Genomic DNA, 18,442 nt, shown 5'->3' on the forward strand with positions numbered 1-18,442 from the left:
CACACCCATCGGAACTCCGATGGAGGACAGCGGTACGCTGAGGTCATGACAGCAACGGCAACGGGACCCGCCGCACACCCCGCCGACCTGGCCGGTCCCGGGGCGGCCCTCGCGCACGTCGACCTGAACCTGCTGCGCACGTTCCTGGCCGTCTACCGCCAGGGTTCCTTCACGGCCGCGGCCCCGCTGCTCGGCCTGTCGCAGCCGACGGTCACGGCGCAGATCCGCTCGCTGGAGCAGCAGACCGGGCAGGAGCTGTTCCACCGGCTGCCCCGGGGCGCCGAGCCCACGCAGCCGGCCCACGAGCTGGCCGGGCAGATCTCCGGCCCGCTCGACGCCCTCGCCCGCCTCGGCGGACGCGAGGGCGCGGCGGCGGGCCAGGCCGCGCCCGTGCACCTCGGCGGGCCGTCCGAACTGCTCTGCACGCGCGTCCTGCCCGCGCTGGCGCCGCTCGTCGCGGACGGCGTGGAGGTCAGGATCGCGCAGGGCCTGACCGACCCGCTCCTCGACGACCTGCGGGCCGGCCGCCACGACCTGGTGATCACCACCCGCCGCCCGCGCGGCCGGGCCCTCACGTCGTACCCGCTCGCCGACGAGGAGTACGTACTGGTCGCGGCGCCGGAATGGGCGCGGCGGATGGCGGAGGCCCACGACGAGGGCGACGCGTGCGGCCCCGGCGAGGACGGCGTGCCGGAGCTGTTCACCGTCGACGGCGAGCTGTGCGTGGACGACCTGTGCGCGGACCTGCCGTGCGCGGCGCTCCAGTTGCGGCACGTGCCGCTGGTCGCGTTCGCCGAGGACCTGCCCATCGCGCGGCGCTACTGGCGGACCGTCTTCGGCAAGCAGCTCACCACCCGGGCCGCCCTCACCGTGCCGAACCTGCACGCGGTCGTCGCGGCGGTGACGGCCGGCGCCGGGTACAGCGTGCTGCCGCGCTCACTGTGCGAGGAGCACCTGCGCACGGGCCGTCTGGTCCTGCTGCACTCCCCCGCCGAGCCGCCGCTCAACACCCTGTTCCTGGTCCAGCGGCCCGGCGCCGACTCCAACCCGGACGTCGTCCGCGTCCGCGCCCGCCTCCAGGACCGCGCCCGCGCCTGGTGAGAGGGACCACCGGGCGGGGCGGCCCTCACCGGCCCCCGTGATGGCCGGCCGCCGTGCCGCCCGCCGGGTCCCCGCCCTCCTCGCCGCCGACCGTGAAGCCGATCACGGCGCCGCCGCCCTGCCTGCGGAACGCGAACGTGGTGCCGCCGTGGGCGACCGCCACCTCCCGCACGATGGAGAGGCCGAGGCCCGAGCCGGGCTGGGAGCGGGCGTCCGGGGCGCGGTAGAAGCGGTCGAAGACCCGGTCGAGGTCGGACTCGGCGACGCCGGGGCCGCGGTCCAGGACCTCCACGCGGACCGTGCCGGGGCGGGCCGGCCCCCTGCCGGTGACGGAGATCTCGATGGGCTGCTTGCCGCCCCGGTCGAACTTCGCGGCGTTCTCCACCAGGTTGGACACCGCCCGTTGCAGCAGGGCCGGCTGCCCGTCGGTGGTCGTGTCGCCGCTCGCGTCCACCACGATGTCGCGGCCGGTCCGGCGCCTGGCCAGGCCCGCCACGTCCTCCGCGACGTCGGCGAGGTCGATGCGCTGCACCGGCTCGCCGTCGGACTGTCCGGCCGCCAGTGCCACCAACTCGTTGACCAGGTCCGTGAGTTCGCGCGCCTCCTGGCTGAGGTCGGCGACCAGGTCCTCGCGGGAGTCCGGCGGCAGCTCGTCGATGCGGCGCAGCAGGGAGATGTTCGTGCGCAGGGAGGTGAGCGGGGTGCGCAGTTCGTGGCCGGCGTCCTGCACCAGGCGGCGCTGGTCGTCCTCGGACTGCGCGAGGCGGCCGAGCATCCGGTCGAAGGAGCGGCCCAGCCGGCCGACCTCGTCGGAGCCCGCGACCGGCACCGCGATGCCCAGGCGCCGGGTGCGGGCCACGTCCTCGGCGGCGGCGGTCAGGATCACCAGGCGGTGCGTGATCCGGCGGGCGAGCCACCAGCCGCTCAGGCCCGCGGCGATCACGACGGCCGCCATCATCAGGAACGTCCGCTGCTGCAAGGTCCGGAGCAGGTCCTCGGTGTCGCTGAACTCCTGCGCCACCTGCACCGCGCCCCGCCCGCCGCCGAGCGCGACGGTCGCGCTGCGGTAGACGTCGCTGCCGACCCCGACGTCCTTGTGCTCGACCAGCAGCGCGGCGGCGGCCGAGGCCGCGACCCGGCGGTCGGCGGCGGTCACGGGCAGCCCGGGGCTGCCGCTGTCGACGACCGCGCCGTCCGGGCCGAGCACCTGCACGTCCGTGCGGCTGGGCCGGACGATGTCGTGGCCGGGCGCGGCGGAGGAGAAGTCCTCGGGGGTCATGTCGTGCTGGCGCACCTCGTCGCGCAGGTCCTGCACGACCTCGTCGAACACGGACTGCTGGTCGACGCGCACGAGCCGTGCCGCCGCGCTGTACGACAGGATGCCGACGACCACGGTCACGGCGGCGGCGACCAGCGCGAACGACACCGCGAACGTGGTCCGCAGGGACGACAGCCGGGTGCGTGAGCGCGAGCGGGACCGCTCCGGCCGCACCGCGCCCGGCGCGGGCCCCGCGGGCTGCGCCACTCAGTCCTCCCGCAGCACGTAACCCACGCCGCGCACCGTGTGGATGAGCTGCGGGGAGCCCGGCTCGTCGAGCTTGCGCCGCAGGTAGCCGACGTACACGGCGAGGTTCTTGGAGCCGGGGCCGAAGTCGTAGCCCCAGATGCGGTCGTAGATCGTCGAGTGGTCGAGGACGACGCCCGCGTTGCGGACGAGCAGCTCCAGGAGCTCGAACTCGGTGCGGGTCAGCTCCAGTTCGCGCCGTCCGCGCCACGCGCGCCGCGCCTGCGGGTCGACGCGCAGGCCGGCCGCCGCGATCTGCCGGCCGTCGGTGTGCGGGCCGGTGCCCGGCGGGAAGGTGCCGTCCGGACCGTCCGCCGCGTCGGCCGCGCGGACCGGGCCGGTGCGGCGCAGCAGGGCCCGCAGACGGGCGAAGACCTCCTCGACGTCGAACGGCTTGACGACGTAGTCGTCGGCGCCCGCGTCCAGACCGGCGATCCGGTCGGCGGTCTCCACCAGGGCGGTGAGCATGAGGATCGGGGTGCTGTCGCCCTCGGCCCGCAGCACCCGGCAGACCTGGAGGCCGTCGATGCCGGGCATCATCACGTCGAGGACGAGCACGTCCGGCGGGGTGCGGTGGGCCTGCGCGATCGCCTCGACGCCGTCGGCGACCGCGACGACCCGGTAGCCCTCCAGCGTGAGGGCGCGTTCCAGGGCGTGGCGGATGGCTCGGTCGTCTTCGGCTAGCAGCACGGTCTGAGGCACGGGTCCAGTGTGCCAAGGCGGCCGGGCGGACCACCCGTCGAGCTGGGCCGGAGGTGCCCTTCTTACTCGGCTCTCACCACGGGCCCCGCGTGTCACGCGGGGCCGGACGGCGCCTCACGGCCGCAGCGACGCCAGGAGCTGCTCGAAGGGGACCACCCCGTCGGCGTCGGGGCGCGGGGCGGGGGCGGGCGCCTGCTCGGGCACGGGCACCGGTACGGGCGCGTCGGCGGGTGCGGCGGCGGGAACGTCCGGCGCGCCCGTGCGGGCCGCGCCCGGACCGCCCAGCAGGACGGCCAGTTCACCGCCCGCCCGCTCGATCCGCCCGTGCAGGCCCTCCGCGCCCCAGTCCTCCGAGGCGGCGTACACGCCGGTCGGCACGACCACCGCGCGCAGGTACGCGAAGAGCGGGCGCAGCGCGTGGTCGAGGACCAGCGAGTGGCGGGCGGTGCCACCGGTCGCCGCGATCAGCACCGGCTTGCCGGCCAGGGCGTCCTTGTCCCACGCCCCGAGGACGTCGAAGAAGGACTTGAACAGCCCGCTGTACGAGCCCGAGAACACCGGCGTGACGACGACCAGGCCGTCCGCGCCCGTCACCGCGTCGAACGCGGCGGACAGGTGCTTGCCGGGGAACCCGCTGGTGAGGTGGTGGGCGATCTCCACGGCGAGGTCGCGCACCTCCACGACCTCGACGTCCACCGGGGTGCGCGCGCCCACCGCGGCGGCCAGCCGGTCGGCCAGCAGCCGGGTGGACGACGGGACGCTCAGCCCCGCCGAGACGACGACGAGCTTCATGACGCGGTCACTTCCTCCGCCCCGGTGCTCGCCGCCGCGTCCTCACGGGCGGCCAGCAGGGACTGGTGGTTGGGGGCGTCCGGCACGTCGGCCGGACGGTTCTTGGCGAACTCCTCGCGCAGCACCGGCACGACCTCCTCGCCCAGCAGGTCGAGCTGTTCGAGGACGGTCTTCAGCGGCAGGCCGGCGTGGTCCATCAGGAAGAGCTGGCGCTGGTAGTCGCCCGCGACCTCGCGGAAGCCCAGCGTCTTCTCGATGACCTCCTGGGGCGAGCCGACCGTCAGCGGGGTCTGCTCGGTGAACTCCTCCAGCGTCGGGCCGTGGCCGTAGACCGGGGCGTTGTCGAAGTACGGGCGGAACTCCCGCACCGCGTCCTGCGAGTTCTTGCGCATGAACACCTGGCCGCCCAGGCCGACGATCGCCTGCTCGGCGGTGCCGTGGCCGTAGTGCGCGTACCGGGCGCGGTAGAGGTCGATCATGCGCTTGGTGTGGTCGGCGGGCCAGAAGATGTTGTTGTGGAAGAAGCCGTCGCCGTAGAAGGCGGCCTGCTCGGCGATCTCCCGCGACCGGATCGACCCGTGCCAGACGAACGGCGCGACGCCGTCCAGCGGGCGCGGAGTGGACGTGAAGCCCTGGAGCGGGGTGCGGAACCTGCCCTGCCAGTCGACGGTCTCCTCGCGCCACAGCCGGCGCAGCAGCGCGTAGTTCTCGACGGCGAGGTTGATGCCCTCGCGGATGTCCTTGCCGAACCAGGGGTAGACCGGGCCGGTGTTGCCGCGGCCCATCATCAGGTCCACGCGGCCGTCGGCGAGGTGCTGGAGCATCGCGAAGTCCTCGGCGATCTTCACCGGGTCGTTCGTGGTGATCAGCGTCGTGGACGTCGACAGGATCAGCTTCTCGGTCTGCGCGGCGATGTAGCCGAGCATCGTCGTCGGGGACGACGGCACGAACGGCGGGTTGTGGTGCTCGCCGGTCGCGAAGACGTCGAGGCCGACCTCCTCCGCCTTCAGGGCGATCGCGACCATGGCCTTGATGCGCTCGCGCTCGGTCGGCGTGCGCCCGGTCGTCGGATCGGCCGTGACGTCGCCGACGCTGAAGATCCCGAACTGCATGATCGCTCACCCTCCGGTTGTTGACGGTTCAACTATACCCCTGGAACCGTCCCCCGCCCCCCGTTATTCCGCATCGCCCGGAACGCACGAAACCCCGCCCCCCACGAAGGGGGACGGGGTCCGGATGGAGCGCTGGGCAGGCCTTGCACCTGCATTTCCCCACGGGAAGTGGGGCGTCTTTCCTTGGACGACCAACGCACGGGCCACACCGCGGAGTTGCGCTCCGCCGCTCGACCAAGATCAAGCGTAGCGCATGCCCCGGGGTGCTGTCGCCGCCCCCGGTCCCGGTCCCGCGGCGGCTCCTCAGAAGCTGTACGCGTCCCCCGTGTCCAGGACCAGGACGTGCTGGCGGTCGTTGACGCGGTTGTGGTCCGCGGTGTCACCGGTCCACACCGTCTCCAGGTCCACCCGCACCTCGGTGGGCGCGCCCCGCAGCCGCACCCGCAGCCGGATCTGCTCCCCCGCCCCGTCCGCCGGCAGCGCGCCCGTGCCGCACAGCACCGTGCGGACGTCCGCGCGGGCACAGCCGGCCGGCAGGGTCTGCCGGACCTCCAGCGCGGTCGACCAGCGCACCCGGACCGTGGCGTCCGCCACGTCGGACGGGCCGTGGTTGCGCGGCGTGACCCGCAGGTCCACCCGGCCGCCGGACATCGACGCGTCCCCGTGGTACGCGAGGTCCGCCTCCCCCGCCCGCGGCTCCCCCGCCGCCAGGGCCGCCGGGACGCCCCCGGCCGCCGCCGCCAGCGCGGCACCCCCCACCACGACGCCCCGCAGAACCCGCACACAGCGCATGCCCGCCACTCCTCGCCACCTCGTACTCGGCCACTTCGTTCCGCAGCAGTCGTGCGGGTCGTACGGATGTATCCCACGCGGGGCGGGCCCCAGGCGCCGTCCAACAGGTGACGCGGGCCGTGACCTGCCGCCGCTCCCGCCGGGGCGCCCGGCGGGAGCCGTGAAAAAGTGGCGCGCATGCTGCTGCTGCGCTCCGCCGCCCTGTTCGTGGTCGCCGCCCTCTTCGAGATCGGCGGCGCCTGGATGGTCTGGCAGGGGACGCGCGAGCACCGCGGGTGGCTGTGGGTGTGCGGCGGGCTCGTCGCGCTCGGCGCCTACGGGTTCGTGGCCACGTTCCAGCCCGACGGGCACTTCGGGCGCATCCTCGCCGCGTACGGCGGGATCTTCGTCGCCGGTTCGATCCTGTGGGGCGTGGTCGCCGACGGCTACCGGCCCGACCGCTACGACATCGCCGGCGCGCTGGTCTGCCTCGCCGGGATGGCCCTGATCATGTGGGCGCCGCGCGGCGACTGAACCGGCCCGGAGGGTGCCCGTGGCGGCCCCGGGACGGCCCGCCGCGCGTTCCCGCACGTCGCCTACTCTGGAAAACCGGCGCCGGGCCCCTGCCGGGCCGCCCGTGCACCGCCGTACCCGCCGTACCGTCCCGCACAGCCGTCGCACAGCCGTCGCACCGAGGAGCAGCCCCATGGCCACCGCCGCACCGTCCGCAGCCTCCCGCATCGCCGTCGTCACCGGTGCGAGCAGCGGAATCGGCGCCGCCACGGCCCGGCGGCTCGCCGCCGAGGGCTACCGCGTCGTCCTCACCGCCCGCCGCAAGGACCGCATCGAGGCGCTGGCCGAGGAGATCAACGCCGCCGGCCACCAGGCGGCGGCGTACCCGCTCGACGTCACGGACCGGGCGGCCGTCGACGAGTTCGCCACGGCGTTCAAGACCGTCGGCGTCCTCGTGAACAACGCGGGCGGCGCGCTCGGCGCCGACCCCGTCGCCACCGGCGACCCCGCCGACTGGCGCACGATGTACGAGACGAACGTCATCGGCACCCTCAACCTCACCCAGGCCCTGCTGCCCGCGCTCACCGCGAGCGGCGACGGCACGGTCGTCGTGGTGTCGTCGACCGCCGGGCACGGCACGTACGAGGGCGGCGCGGGCTACGTCGCCGCCAAGCACGGCGCCCACGTCCTCGCCGAGACGCTGCGCCTGGAGATCGTCGGCACCCCGGTCCGCGTGATCGAGATCGCGCCCGGCATGGTCAGGACCGAGGAGTTCGCGCTGACCCGCTTCGGCGGCGACGAGGAGCGGGCGCGCAAGGTGTACGAGGGGGTGGCCGAGCCGCTGACCGCCGACGACGTCGCCGACACCATCGGCTGGGCGGTGACCCGGCCGAGCCACGTCAACATCGACCTGCTGGTGGTCCGTCCGCGCGCCCAGGCGTCCAACTCCAAGGTGCACCGGGAACCGCGATGAGCGGGGCCCCCGCGGAGGACGCCGGCGAGGACACGGGCCGCGACCGCGAACGGGCGGCGCTGGCCCTGGAGAAGAAGCGCGAGCGGTTCGTCTGGTACTACCTCGCGTACTTCCTCTTCGGCATCCACATCGTCGCGTTCGTGATGATCTACGCGGTCCGGCACGCCAAGTAGGCCGGGCGGCGGGGCCCTTGTCCCGGGGCCGGGCGGAAAACGGCGGGCGCCCTCCCCGCCCCGGCGCCTAGGGTCGCCCCCGTGGACAGACACGTGCCCTTCGACGGGCTGCACAACTTCCGTGACCTGGGCGGCTACGCCACCTCCGACGGTCGGCGCACCCGCCCCGGGCTCGTGTACCGGGCCGACGCGCTCTCCAAGCTGAGCGAGGGCACACCGGACTGGGACCGCTTCCTCGCCCTCGGCATCCGCACGGTCGTCGACCTGCGCCACCCCTGGGAGGCCGACCAGCGGGGGCGCGTCCCGGCCCACCCCTCGTTCGGCTACCACAACATCAGCATCGAGCACCGCTTCTACGACCAGTCCGCGCAGGCGCCCGACGTCGCTCCCGGCCCGTACCTCGCCGAGCGGTACGCGGAGGTCGCCGAGGACGGAACGGCCGAGATCCGCACGGCACTTGAGCTGATCGCGGCGTCGGCCGCCGCGGGCGGACCCCTCGTCCTGCACTGCGCGGGCGGCAAGGACCGGACCGGTCAACTGTCCGCCCTGGTCCTGCTGTTGCTCGGCGTACCCGAGGACACCGTCGTCGAGGACTACAGCCTCACCGAACTGGCCGCGCCCGCCCTGCTCGCCGACTGGCGCGCCCGGCACGGGGGCCGGGCCCCGACGTGGCCGTGGGTCGGGCGGGCACCCGGCGAGGTCATGCGGCTGTTCCTGGCGTGGCAGAACGAGCGGTACGGCTCGGTCGAGGGGTACGTCACCAAGGCGTTGGGCATGGACGCCGCCGCACTCTCCGCGTCCCTGCGCGAGCACCTGCTCGAACCGGCCCCGGCGGAAGGGCCGTTGGGCCGGGACGGCGGGCCGGACCTGGAGTTCCGGCTCGCCGTGCCGGCCGACGCCCCCGCCCTGGTGCGGCTGCGCGACCGCGCGGCGCTGTGGCAACTGGCGCGCGGCATCGACCAGTGGCGGGTCGGCGAGAAGGACGAGGCACACTTCCGCGCCCGCATGGCCGACGGCGAGGTCTGGCTCGCGCACGCCGACGGCCGGCTCGCCGGTGCCTGGGAGATCTGGTGGGACGACCCGGCCGCCTGGGGCCCGCGCCCGCCCGAGGCCGGTTACCTGCACCGCCTGATGACCGCCCCGCACACCGCCCCCCGCGGCACCGGCGCCCGCATGCTCGCCCGCGCGGAGGCCCGCGTCGCGGAGCACGGCCGCTCCCTGGCCCGTCTGGACTGCCTGGCCGCCAACTCCCGTCTGCGCGCGTACTACGAGGCGGCCGGTTACACGGTGGTGGGCGAACAGGCGGCGAAGCCGCACGGGTTGGGCAGCCCGTACGCCGTGACGCTGCTGGAGAAGCGGCTGTCCCCCTGACCTCACCCTTTCCAACTCGGCGCGCACAGGCGGCCGGTCACCCCCGCGACGGGAGGTGGCCGGCCGCCTTCGCGTTGCGCCCGAGCGCCTCCGGCATGGACTTGAACGTGTTCAAAAACAGGTCTACATTCATGCCCGTCAGCTTTTTGAACACGTTCAAGAAGGGTGGGGACATGGACCTCACGGTCGTCGCGTACGTCATCTACCTGGTCGTCAGCATCGGTCTGACGGTCTGGGTGGCACGCACTCTCAGCAAGAACGGGCGGGTCTTCCTCGCGGACGTCCTGCACGGCAACGAGAAGCTCGCCGACGCCGTCAACCACCTTCTGGTGGTCGGCTTCTACCTCGTCAACCTCGGCTTCGTCGCCCTCTACCTGAGCGACGACGCCGTCATCGACGACGCCCGCGGGGTCTTCGAGGCCCTGTCGACCAAGCTCGGCGTGGTCCTGCTCGTCCTCGGCGTCCTGCACCTCGGCAACGTGTACGTACTCAGCCGGATCCGGCGCCGGGGCATCCAGGACCAGGAGCAGGTCCCGCCCGTCCCGCCGCAGGGCTGGGCCGCGCCCACGGCCGGGGCGTGAGGTCGTGGCATCCCTCACCCCCGCCGACCGGGACGCCCGCCGCGTCCCGGTCCGGGCGCTGACCGTCCTGTACGACGCCGACTGCCCGCTCTGCGTCCACCTCTGCGACTGGCTCGTGAGGCAGCGCCAGATGGTGCCGCTCGACCTGGTGCCCGCCGGGTCCGAGGAGGCGCGGAGGCGCTTTCCCGCACTGGACCACGCGGCGACCTTCGAGGAGATCACGGTGGTCGGGGACGCCGGCCAGGTGTACCGGGGCGCGTCGGCCTGGATCGTCACCCTCTGGGCCCTGCGCGCCCACCGCCCGCTCGCCCACCGGCTGGCCTCGCCGGGCGGTGCGGCGCTGGCCCGCGGTGCGGTGATCGCGGCCGCCAAGTGGCGCTCGCGCACGCGCCTTTCACCCGGCACCGGCACCGGCACCGGCACCGGCGGGGAACCCGGCGGACAGCCCTGGGGCGCGGCGGTCCGGGCGCCCGCCGCGGCCGGGGGCGGCTACGCCGCGTGGGCCCCGGCCGGCGGGGCGGCCCGGGACGCGGGATGGTCCTACGACCCCCGCGCGGGCTGGGTCTACGACGCCCCCGGCTGCCACGGCGGCGGCGCCACCTGCGCACCTCGTTAGGCTGTCCCACCGTGCCCGCATCGAACGACCACGCCGACCCCGCCCCCGGCCCCGACTCCGCCCCCGACACCGGCCGTGACACCGGCCGCGGCCCCGCCAAGAGCGCCCCCGCCAAGAGCGAGCAGACCCGGGCGCTCATCCTGGAGACCGCGATGCGGCTGTTCCGGGAGCGGGGCTACGACCGCACCACGATGCGGGCGATCGCCCAGGAGGCCGGCGTCTCGGTCGGCAACGCGTACTACTACTTCGGCGGCAAGGAGCACCTGATCCAGGGCTTCTACGACCGGATCGCCGGCGAGCACCAGGAGGCGGTCCGGGAGGTCCTGGCGCGCGAGACCGGCCTGGAGGCGCGGCTCGCGGGGGTGCTGAAGGCGTGGCTGGACATCGCGACGCCGTACCACGAGTTCGCCGTGCAGTTCTTCAAGAACGCCGCCGACCCGGACAGCCCGCTCAGCCCCTTCTCCCCCGAGTCGGAGCACGCGCGCGTGGCCGCCGTCGCCGTGCACCGCGAGGTGCTCGCCGGGTCGAAGGCGAAGGTCCCGGACGAACTCAAGGACGTCCTGCCCGAGTTGATGTGGCTCTCGCAGATGGGCCTGGTCCTGTACTGGGTCTTCGACCGCACCCCCGACCGCGAGCGCAGCTACCGGCTCGCCGCGCGCGGCGCCCGGCTCACCGCGCGCGGGGTGGCACTGGCCCGGTTCCGGGTGCTGCGCCCGCTCGTGCACGAGGTGCACGAACTGTTCACGGACTTCCTGCCCGGCATGACCGGCGCCCTCCCCGACCCGGCCCGCGGGGCGGCGAGGCGGCGGCAGCGGTCCGCCCCCGCCGGGAACGACGACGGGGGCGGCGGGGGTGCTGCCGAGGACGACGGGGGGAAGAGCCCCCTCAGCCCTTGACGCACACCACCTGCTTCAGCTTCGCCACGACCTCCACCAGGTCGCGCTGCTGCTCGATGACCTGCTCGATCGGCTTGTAGGCGCCCGGGATCTCGTCCACGACACCGGAGTCCTTGCGGCACTCCACGCCCCGCGTCTGCTCCTCCAGGTCCCGCGTCGAGAAGCGCCGCTTCGCCGCCGTGCGGCTCATGCGCCGTCCGGCGCCGTGCGACGCGGAGTTGAACGCCGCCGCGTTGCCGAGGCCCTTCACGATGTACGAGCCCGTCCCCATCGAGCCGGGGATGATGCCGAACTCGCCGGAGCCCGCGCGGATCGCGCCCTTGCGGGTGACCAGCAGGTCCACGCCGTCGTAGCGCTCCTCGGCGACGTAGTTGTGGTGCGCGCTGATCTCCTGCTCGAAGAGCGGCTTCGCCTTCCGGAACTCCTTGCGGACGACGTCCTTGAGCAGCGCCATCATGATCGAGCGGTTGTGCCGGGCGTACTCCTGGGCCCAGAACAGGTCGTTGCGGTACGCCGCCATCTGCGGGGTGTCCGCGACGAAGACGGCGAGGTCGCGGTCGACGATGCCCTGGTTGTGCGGGAGCTTCTGCGCGACGCCGATGTGGAACTCGGCCAGTTCCTTGCCGATGTTGCGCGAGCCGGAGTGCAGCATCAGCCACACCGCGCCGGCCGTGTCCGTGCACACCTCGACGAAGTGGTTGCCGCCGCCGAGCGTGCCCATCTGCTTGGTGGCCCGGTCCTGGCGGAACCGGACGGCGTCGGCGACGCCGTCGAAGCGCCCCCAGAAGTCGTCCCACGTCGCGGTCGGGTACCCGTGCAGGCGGCCCGGGTCCACGGGACCGTCGTGCATGCCCCGGCCGACCGGGATGGCCTCCTCGATCTTCGAGCGCAGCCGCGAGAGGTCGCCCGGCAGGTCGTTCGCCGTCAGCGACGTACGCACGGCGGACATCCCGCAGCCGATGTCGACCCCGACGGCCGCCGGGCAGACCGCCCCGCGCATCGCGATGACGGATCCCACGGTGGCACCCTTGCCGTAGTGGACGTCCGGCATCACCGCCAGACCCTTCACCCAGGGCAGGGTCGCGACGTTGCGGAGCTGCTGCATCGCGCCCTCCTCCACGGTCGCCGGGTCCGCCCACATCCGGATCGGAACCTTCGCGCCGGGCACCTCCACGTACGACATTTCTTCCTCAATCCCCCGGAAAACAACAGAAGTCTTTAATCGCAAAACCGGCGCCAAGATCCACGAATGGGACGACGGACCGGCGTCCACGGCAGTGCGTGCGATACACATTGTCTTCTGCGGGCGCCCCCGCCCCGCAAGCGATTAAGCAGCGGGGACGCCCCGCACCCCGGCAGCAGCCCGATCCGTCGAGAGGAGCCCGACCGTGCAGCGGAAGGCTTGTGTAACCGGCGCCACCGCACTCCTCGCCGTCCTGCTGGCCGGCTGCACCGGCGGCTCGGACGACGCCGGGACGGCGGACGAGGCGAAGAACGGCGAGGCCGGTACCGCCTCCGTGGCGGCACAGCCCGGCAAGTACCGGACCCTGCCCGAGGCGTGCGGCGCCGTCTCGCAGAGCACCCTGGACTCGCTGCTGCCCGGCATCAAGCAGATCACCGACACCGAGCAGCGCGCGAAGGCCTACGAGGGCGAGGCCACCCTCACGTACGACACCGACCGCCGGGTGGGCTGCCGGTGGAAGGTCGCCTCGACGGACGCGACCGACCACCTGTCGATCGACCTGGAACGGGTCGTCTCCTACGACAACGCCGTCAGCGACGACAATCAGGCCCACACCGTGTTCGCGACGAAGCAGGACGCGGCGGACCTGCCCGAGCCGGCGCCGACGACCACCGAGAGCGCCAACGAACAGACCGAATCGGGCAGTTCGGGCAGTTCGGGCAGTTCCGACGAGACCGGCGGCACGGACGACTCCGGCAAGGGCGGCGACGCGACCGGCTCCGGTGACGGTACGTCCGCGACCCCGACCCCCTCCGCGACCGGCACCGGCGACCCCTCGGGCGACCCGGGGGCGTCCTCGTCGCCCTCCTCCTCGCCCTCCGCGTCGGCCACCGACCTCCAGCCGCGCGTGCTGGACGGACTCGGCGACGAGGCGTTCCTCGACGACCAGCTCGGCAGCGCCGGCTCGACGGCCCAGCAGCGCACCGTGACTGTGGCGTTCCGCACGTCCAACGTGATCGTCACGATCGAGTACGAGGAGCAGCCGGCGACGATCGGCGTCACGCCGGACAGCGAACAAATGCAGGACAGGGCGCGGAAACTGGCCGCGCAGCTCGTCGGCACACTCAGCGAATAGCGGCCCGCGACGCCCCCCGGGGACCCGTTCGCGAAGCGCCCGAACCGGGGCGGTCCGCCTCCGGCACCGCGTACCGTGGCCCACCGGACCCGATCCGACCGCTGGATTCGGCGTCCTGGACCCGGCCCGATCGGCGGCACTGGACCGCGCCGGGCGCACGGAACCGCAAGCGTCACGAGTGAAGGAACCATGCAGCGACGAGCACAGCGAGCCCAGGGTGAACAGCACGACGAGCGCGGCGGGCGCGTGAGGCTCCTCCGCCGCGCCCTTGTCTGCGCGGCGGCCGTACCCGCGGTGCTGGTGGCCGCGGGCTGCTCCTCCGGCTCCGGGTCCGACTCCGCGTCGTCCTCGGGCGACGGTGCGAAGCCGGGGTCGGGCGCCTCGGCGAGCGCCTCCGCCAGTGCCTCCCCCACCGTGCAGGCCGCGCGGTACGCCAAGCTTCCCGAGTCCTGCGACGTCCTCTCCAAGAAGACCCTGTCCTCGCTGGTGCCCAAGGCCGTGAACGACGGCAAGGAGGGCACCTCCGAGGACACCGCGACCCGGGCGAGCTGCTCCTGGTCGAGCCTGGACGACAACGGCGTGAAGGGCTCGCAGTTCCGCTGGCTCAACGTCTCGCTGCTGCGCTTCGAGTCGGACACCTCCCGCGGCTCCGGCGAGCAGCGCGCGCAGGACTACTACACGCAGCAGGTCAAGGCCGCGCAGACCGTCGAGGGCGCCAAGAACGTCAAGTCCCAGCCGGTGTCCGGCACGGGCGACACGGCCACGGCCGTGCGCTACGACCTGAAGAAGAAGGAAGGCTCCTTCAAGCAGCAGACAATCGTCGCGCGCGTCGAGAACGTGGTCGTCACCGTCGACTACAACGGCGCGGGCCTCTCCGGCGACAAGACGCCGTCCGCCGACGGGCTGACGAAGAACGCCGAGAAGGCGACCGCGGAGGTCGTCGCCGGTGTCGCCAGGTCGAACGGCGACGACAGCAGGAGCACGGGCTCCGGTTCGGGTTCGGACTCCGGCTCCGGCTCCGCGTCCAAGAGCGCCTCGCCGTCCGCCTCGCCGTCCGCGTCCAAGTCGTCCAAGTCGGCGGACAAGTCGGCGGCCAAGTCGTCCGCTTCGCCGTCTTCGACCGCTTCCAAGGCCGGCTCCTAGGCCAAGTCCCGGGCGGCCGGGCCCAGAAGAGGCAAAAGAAGAGCCGACCGTCACACTGACGGTCAACTCCCAGCTCAGCAAGGCGTTTTGACGGAGCCCGGCCCCGCGAGGGCCGGGCTCCGCGCGTACCGGCAACCCGACCGCCGCACACATGTGCCACTCTGTTGCGCGCAACAACACGCACAGGGAGGGGAGTACGGGTGGCCGGCCCAATCCAGCTGACACGGATGCACCGCATCCTCATCGCGGTGGTCGTCGCGGGCGCCCTCGTCATCGCCGGGATCGGCTTCGCCGGTTCGTACGCGGCGGTCCGGACGCTGGCCCTGCAGAAGGGCTTCGGGAACTTCGCGTACGTCTTCCCGGTCGGCATCGACGCGGGCATCTGCGTACTGCTCTCCCTCGACCTGCTGCTGACGTGGATCCGCATCCCGTTCCCGCTGCTGCGCCAGACGGCGTGGCTGCTGACGGTGGCAACGATCGCGTTCAACGGCGCGGCGGCCTGGCCCGACCCGCTGGGCGTCGGCATGCACGCGGTGATCCCGGTGCTGTTCGTGGTGTCCGTCGAGGCCGCGCGGCACGCCATCGGCCGGATCGCGGACATCACCGCCGACAAGCACATGGAGGGCGTGCGCATCACGCGCTGGCTGCTCTCCCCGCTGCCGACGTTCCTGCTGTGGCGCCGCATGAAGCTGTGGGAGCTGCGCTCCTACGAGCAGGTCATCAAGCTGGAGCAGGAACGCCTGGTCTACCAGGCCCGGTTGCGCTCCCGCTTCGGCCGCGCCTGGCGCCGCAAGGCCCCCGTCGAGTCCCTGATGCCGCTGCGGCTCGCCCGCTACGGCGTCCCCCTCGCGGAGACGGCGCCCAACGGCCTGGCGGCCGCGGGCATCGAACCGGTGGTCGTGCCCGCGGCGGCACCGCGCCCCGCCCTCGACCCGGCCGCCACCGGCCCGGCCCACGCCGCGGTGACCTCCGGACCGGCGCCCGCGCATGCCCCGCACCCCGGTGCGCCCGGCCACGCCCCCGCCCCGCAGCAGGCCCCCGGCGGCCCGCGCGCCCGGGGCGGCCCGGACGGCCCCGGCGGACCCGGCGGCCCGGACGACCAGAGCCCCTGGTTCCAGACCCCCCGCGAGGTCGACTACCAGGGCGGCTACGACCCCTCGTACAACCCGGACGAGCAGTACGAGCAGTGGTACGAGGAGCAGCACCACGACCCGCGCGAGTACGCCGAGCAGTACCCGCCGGACCCGCAGGACCTCCAGGGCGGCCCCGGTCACGAGGAGGACGGCCCCCGCTTCCTGACCCGCCCCGCCCCGCAGCAGTTCCAGCAGCAGGCGCCGGGCCCGCAGCAGGCGCCCCAGGAGCAGGCGCCCCGCGCCCCGCAGCAGCCGTACCGGGAGTCGGTCTCGGAGGAGACCGGCAGCTTCCCCATCCCGGCGGGCCCCGGCCGTACCCGGCAGCTCGGCGAGGGCGGCGCGCAGGACCGTCCGCAGGAGGCCCCCGACGTCTTCGCGGAGCTGACGGGCGGTGCCGCCCCGGCCGACCAGCAGGTGGCCATCCCCTCGCCCCGCGAGGAGACGCAGCCGGGCCTGCCGGACGACATGTCCCGCGAGGAGGCGTACTACCAGGTGTTCCGCCAGTCGATCAACGGGAGCATCCCCACGCCCCGCGAGTTCGGCGACAGCCTCCAGGCCTCGTACGGCATAACGCTCGGCGAGGGCTCGCTCAAGCGCTACGTGGGCCGCTTCTCCAACCGCTTCCAGCTGGAGCTGGAGGAGGACCACATCGCGTGACGGTCCCCCGCGGGGGACGAACGGCGGAGGGGCCCGGCGATCAGATGGTCGCCGGGCCCCTCCGCCGTTTCCGCGTCGCGCGCGTCAGCCGCCCAGCAGGGTGCGCACCCGCTCCTGGCCCACGGCGAGCAGCAGCGTGGGCAGCCGCGGGCCGGTGTCGCGGCCGACGAGCAGGTGGTAGAGGCGGGCGAAGAACGTCCGCTGGGCCACCTTGATCTCCGGCGGCAGCTCCTTGGGCGTCGCGTCGGCGGAGAACCCGGCCTGCACCTTCGGCACCCCGTAGACGAGGTGGGTGAGGCCGTCCAGCGACCAGTGGTCGTCGAGGCCGTCGAGCAGCAGCCGCAGCGAGGTACGGGCCTCCTCGTCGAGCGAGCCGAGCAGTTCCGCGTCGGGCTCGGCGCGGACGACCGTCCGCTGGTCCGCGGGGACCTGCGTGTTGATCCACTCCTCGGCGCGGTCGAAGCGCGGGCGCACCTCGTCGAGCGCGGCCAGCGGGTGCGCCGGGTCCAGCTCGGAGAGGATGCGCACGGCCTGCGCGCGGTCCCCGGCGGTGATGTCGGCGACCGAGGCGAGCGTGCGGTACGGCAGCGGACGCGGGGTGCGCGGCAGGTCACCGGCGGCCGTGCCGACGGCACGCGCGTACGCGGCGAGGTCGCCGGGCAGCGCGGAACCGTCCTCGACCTTGGCGGCCAGCTTGTCCCACTCGTCGTAGAGGCGCTGGATCTCCTGGTCGAAGGCGATCTTGAAGGACTGGTTGGGCCGGCGGCGGGCGTACAGCCAGCGCAGGAGCTGCGGCTCCATGATCTTCAGCGCGTCCGCGGGGGTGGGCACGCCGCCGCGCGAGGACGACATCTTGGCCATGCCGCTGATGCCGACGAACGCGTACATCGGGCCGATCGGCTGCTCGCCGCCGAAGATCCCGACGATCTGTCCGCCCACCTGGAAGCTGGAGCCCGGCGAGGAGTGGTCGACGCCGCTGGGCTCGAAGATCACGCCCTCGTAGGCCCAGCGCATCGGCCAGTCGACCTTCCAGACCAGCTTGCCGCGGTTGAACTCGCTGAGCAGGACCGTCTCCGAGAAGCCGCACCCGGCGCAGGTGTAGGTCAGCTCGGTGGTGTCGTCGTCGTACGCCGTCACCGTGGTCAGGTCCTTGCCGCAGCCGCCGCAGTACGGCTTGTACGGGAAGTACCCGGCGGAGCCCGCGGACCCGTCGTCCTCGGCGGCGGCGCCGGAGCCCTCGGCCGCCTCCAGCTCGGCCTCGTCGACCGGCTTCTGCCCCTGCTTCGGCTTCTGTCCGGGCTTGGCCTTGGTGCGGTACTGGTCGAGGATCGCGTCGATGTCGCCGCGGTGCCTCATCGCGTGCAGCACCTGGTCGCGGTACACGCCGGAGGTGTACTGCGCGGTCTGGCTGATCCCGTCGAACTCGACGCCCAGCTCGGCGAGGGCCGCGGTCATGGCGGCCTTGAAGTGCTCGGCCCAGTTCGGGTACGACGAGCCCTTCGGCGCGGGCACCGACGTCAGCGGCCGGCCGATGTGCTCGGCCCAGGTCTCGTCGACGCCGTCGATGCCGGCCGGGACCTTGCGGTACCGGTCGTAGTCGTCCCAGGAGATCAGGTGGCGCACCTTGTGACCGCGCCGCCTGACCTCGTCGGCGACGAGGTGCGGGGTCATGACCTCGCGGAGGTTGCCGAGGTGGATCGGCCCGGACGGCGACAGGCCGGAGGCGACGACGACCGGTTTGCCCGGGGCCCGACGCTCCGACGCCTCGATGACCTCGTCCGCGAAACGGGAGACCCAGTCGGTGGTCTCGGTGCTCTGAGCCACGATCGGCACGTCCTCTTTTTCGATGAGTTCCTGGAAGCTGCTCCGGCCCCGCGCCCGGCGGGGTCCTTCATTCTCCCAGCTCCGGTGGCATCCACGAAAACGGGTTGTCGGGCCCGGCCCGGCGGCCCTCCGGCGGGCGGCCGGGATCCGCGCACGGAAAACCGCTTTGCGCCCCGTGGGATACTGGCGGCATCCATCTGTA

At 73.5% G+C, this 18,442-nt stretch carries 18 protein-coding genes; 11 read left to right on the forward strand and 7 right to left on the reverse strand.

What is annotated here, in order from left to right; genetic code table 11:
• The first annotated feature begins 45 nt into the window (after positions 1 to 45).
• The gene (locus ACFZA0_RS34415; RefSeq protein WP_391024304.1) at positions 46 to 1,101 is read left to right on the forward strand and encodes a LysR substrate-binding domain-containing protein; all 1,056 of its coding nucleotides are present in this window, start codon (positions 46 to 48) and stop codon (positions 1,099 to 1,101) included.
• Between the two features lie 25 nt (positions 1,102 to 1,126).
• Here ACFZA0_RS34415 and ACFZA0_RS34420 read toward each other — a convergent pair whose 3' ends face one another.
• The 5 genes from ACFZA0_RS34420 to ACFZA0_RS34440 all read right to left on the reverse strand — a co-directional run bounded on the left by ACFZA0_RS34420 (position 1,127) and on the right by ACFZA0_RS34440 (position 6,063).
• Entirely contained in the window at positions 1,127 to 2,593 is a 1,467-nt protein-coding gene (locus ACFZA0_RS34420) for an ATP-binding protein (protein ID WP_391024386.1), read from the reverse strand.
• A gap of 33 nt (positions 2,594 to 2,626) precedes the next feature.
• Complete coding sequence (locus ACFZA0_RS34425) at positions 2,627 to 3,367, reverse strand: response regulator (protein ID WP_391024306.1); 741 nt, start codon at positions 3,365 to 3,367, stop codon at positions 2,627 to 2,629.
• Between the two features lie 114 nt (positions 3,368 to 3,481).
• A complete protein-coding gene (locus tag ACFZA0_RS34430) occupies positions 3,482 to 4,159 on the reverse strand; it encodes a CE1759 family FMN reductase (RefSeq protein WP_391024307.1) in 678 nt (225 codons plus the stop codon).
• Positions 4,156 to 5,271, reverse strand: a complete 1,116-nt coding sequence (locus ACFZA0_RS34435) for a CE1758 family FMN-dependent luciferase-like monooxygenase (RefSeq protein ID WP_391024309.1) — start codon at positions 5,269 to 5,271, stop codon at positions 4,156 to 4,158. The genes ACFZA0_RS34430 and ACFZA0_RS34435 overlap by 4 nt, the downstream gene beginning before the upstream one ends.
• Positions 5,272 to 5,574: 303 nt before the next feature.
• Positions 5,575 to 6,063, reverse strand: a complete 489-nt coding sequence (locus tag ACFZA0_RS34440; RefSeq protein WP_391024311.1) for a hypothetical protein — start codon at positions 6,061 to 6,063, stop codon at positions 5,575 to 5,577.
• Between the two features lie 177 nt (positions 6,064 to 6,240).
• Here ACFZA0_RS34440 and ACFZA0_RS34445 point away from each other — a divergent pair, with 177 nt between their 5' ends.
• From ACFZA0_RS34445 to ACFZA0_RS34475, 7 genes are all read left to right on the forward strand, one after another.
• On the forward strand, positions 6,241 to 6,576 hold the full coding sequence (locus ACFZA0_RS34445) for a YnfA family protein (protein WP_391024312.1): 336 nt from the start codon (positions 6,241 to 6,243) through the stop codon (positions 6,574 to 6,576).
• Between the two features lie 172 nt (positions 6,577 to 6,748).
• A complete protein-coding gene (locus ACFZA0_RS34450) occupies positions 6,749 to 7,528 on the forward strand; it encodes an SDR family NAD(P)-dependent oxidoreductase (RefSeq protein ID WP_391024313.1) in 780 nt (259 codons plus the stop codon).
• On the forward strand, positions 7,525 to 7,701 hold the full coding sequence (locus ACFZA0_RS34455) for a hypothetical protein (RefSeq protein ID WP_391024314.1): 177 nt from the start codon (positions 7,525 to 7,527) through the stop codon (positions 7,699 to 7,701). Before ACFZA0_RS34450 ends, ACFZA0_RS34455 begins: the two co-directional genes overlap by 4 nt.
• Before the next feature lie 81 nt (positions 7,702 to 7,782).
• Positions 7,783 to 9,072: a GNAT family N-acetyltransferase gene (locus ACFZA0_RS34460; protein WP_391024316.1), complete on the forward strand. Its 1,290-nt coding sequence runs from the start codon at positions 7,783 to 7,785 to the stop codon at positions 9,070 to 9,072.
• A 173-nt stretch (positions 9,073 to 9,245) separates the two neighbouring features.
• Positions 9,246 to 9,653, forward strand: coding sequence for a hypothetical protein (locus ACFZA0_RS34465; protein WP_391024318.1), 408 nt, complete (start codon positions 9,246 to 9,248; stop codon positions 9,651 to 9,653).
• Between the two features lie 4 nt (positions 9,654 to 9,657).
• A complete protein-coding gene (locus tag ACFZA0_RS34470; protein ID WP_391024319.1) occupies positions 9,658 to 10,269 on the forward strand; it encodes a DCC1-like thiol-disulfide oxidoreductase family protein in 612 nt (203 codons plus the stop codon).
• An 11-nt stretch (positions 10,270 to 10,280) separates the two neighbouring features.
• Positions 10,281 to 11,165: a TetR family transcriptional regulator gene (locus tag ACFZA0_RS34475; protein WP_391024321.1), complete on the forward strand. Its 885-nt coding sequence runs from the start codon at positions 10,281 to 10,283 to the stop codon at positions 11,163 to 11,165.
• Here the strand turns inward: ACFZA0_RS34475 and ACFZA0_RS34480 are convergent.
• Positions 11,155 to 12,348 (reverse strand): RtcB family protein, encoded by a 1,194-nt coding sequence (locus ACFZA0_RS34480; RefSeq protein WP_391024323.1) that lies wholly within the window; start codon positions 12,346 to 12,348, stop codon positions 11,155 to 11,157. The two genes, ACFZA0_RS34475 and ACFZA0_RS34480, sit on opposite strands and share 11 nt — an antisense overlap.
• 205 nt (positions 12,349 to 12,553) lie before the next feature.
• Between ACFZA0_RS34480 and ACFZA0_RS34485 the strand changes: the two genes are divergently transcribed.
• The 3 genes from ACFZA0_RS34485 (at position 12,554) to ACFZA0_RS34495 (ending at position 16,416) form a co-directional block, all read left to right on the forward strand.
• Positions 12,554 to 13,483 (forward strand): DUF3558 domain-containing protein, encoded by a 930-nt coding sequence (locus ACFZA0_RS34485; RefSeq protein WP_391024325.1) that lies wholly within the window; start codon positions 12,554 to 12,556, stop codon positions 13,481 to 13,483.
• A gap of 189 nt (positions 13,484 to 13,672) precedes the next feature.
• Complete coding sequence (locus tag ACFZA0_RS34490; protein WP_391024326.1) at positions 13,673 to 14,626, forward strand: DUF3558 family protein; 954 nt, start codon at positions 13,673 to 13,675, stop codon at positions 14,624 to 14,626.
• Between the two features lie 227 nt (positions 14,627 to 14,853).
• Complete coding sequence (locus ACFZA0_RS34495; protein WP_391024388.1) at positions 14,854 to 16,416, forward strand: DUF2637 domain-containing protein; 1,563 nt, start codon at positions 14,854 to 14,856, stop codon at positions 16,414 to 16,416.
• Positions 16,417 to 16,500: 84 nt separating this feature from the next.
• Here the strand turns inward: ACFZA0_RS34495 and lysS are convergent, their stop codons facing one another.
• Positions 16,501 to 18,249, reverse strand: a complete 1,749-nt coding sequence (gene lysS, locus ACFZA0_RS34500; RefSeq protein ID WP_391024328.1) for a lysine--tRNA ligase — start codon at positions 18,247 to 18,249, stop codon at positions 16,501 to 16,503.
• Positions 18,250 to 18,442 lie beyond the last annotated feature (193 nt).

It is taken from the genome of Streptomyces sp. NPDC008150, assembly GCF_042956945.1.
In the GTDB taxonomy this organism is placed as follows: Bacteria; Actinomycetota; Actinomycetes; order Streptomycetales; family Streptomycetaceae; genus Streptomyces.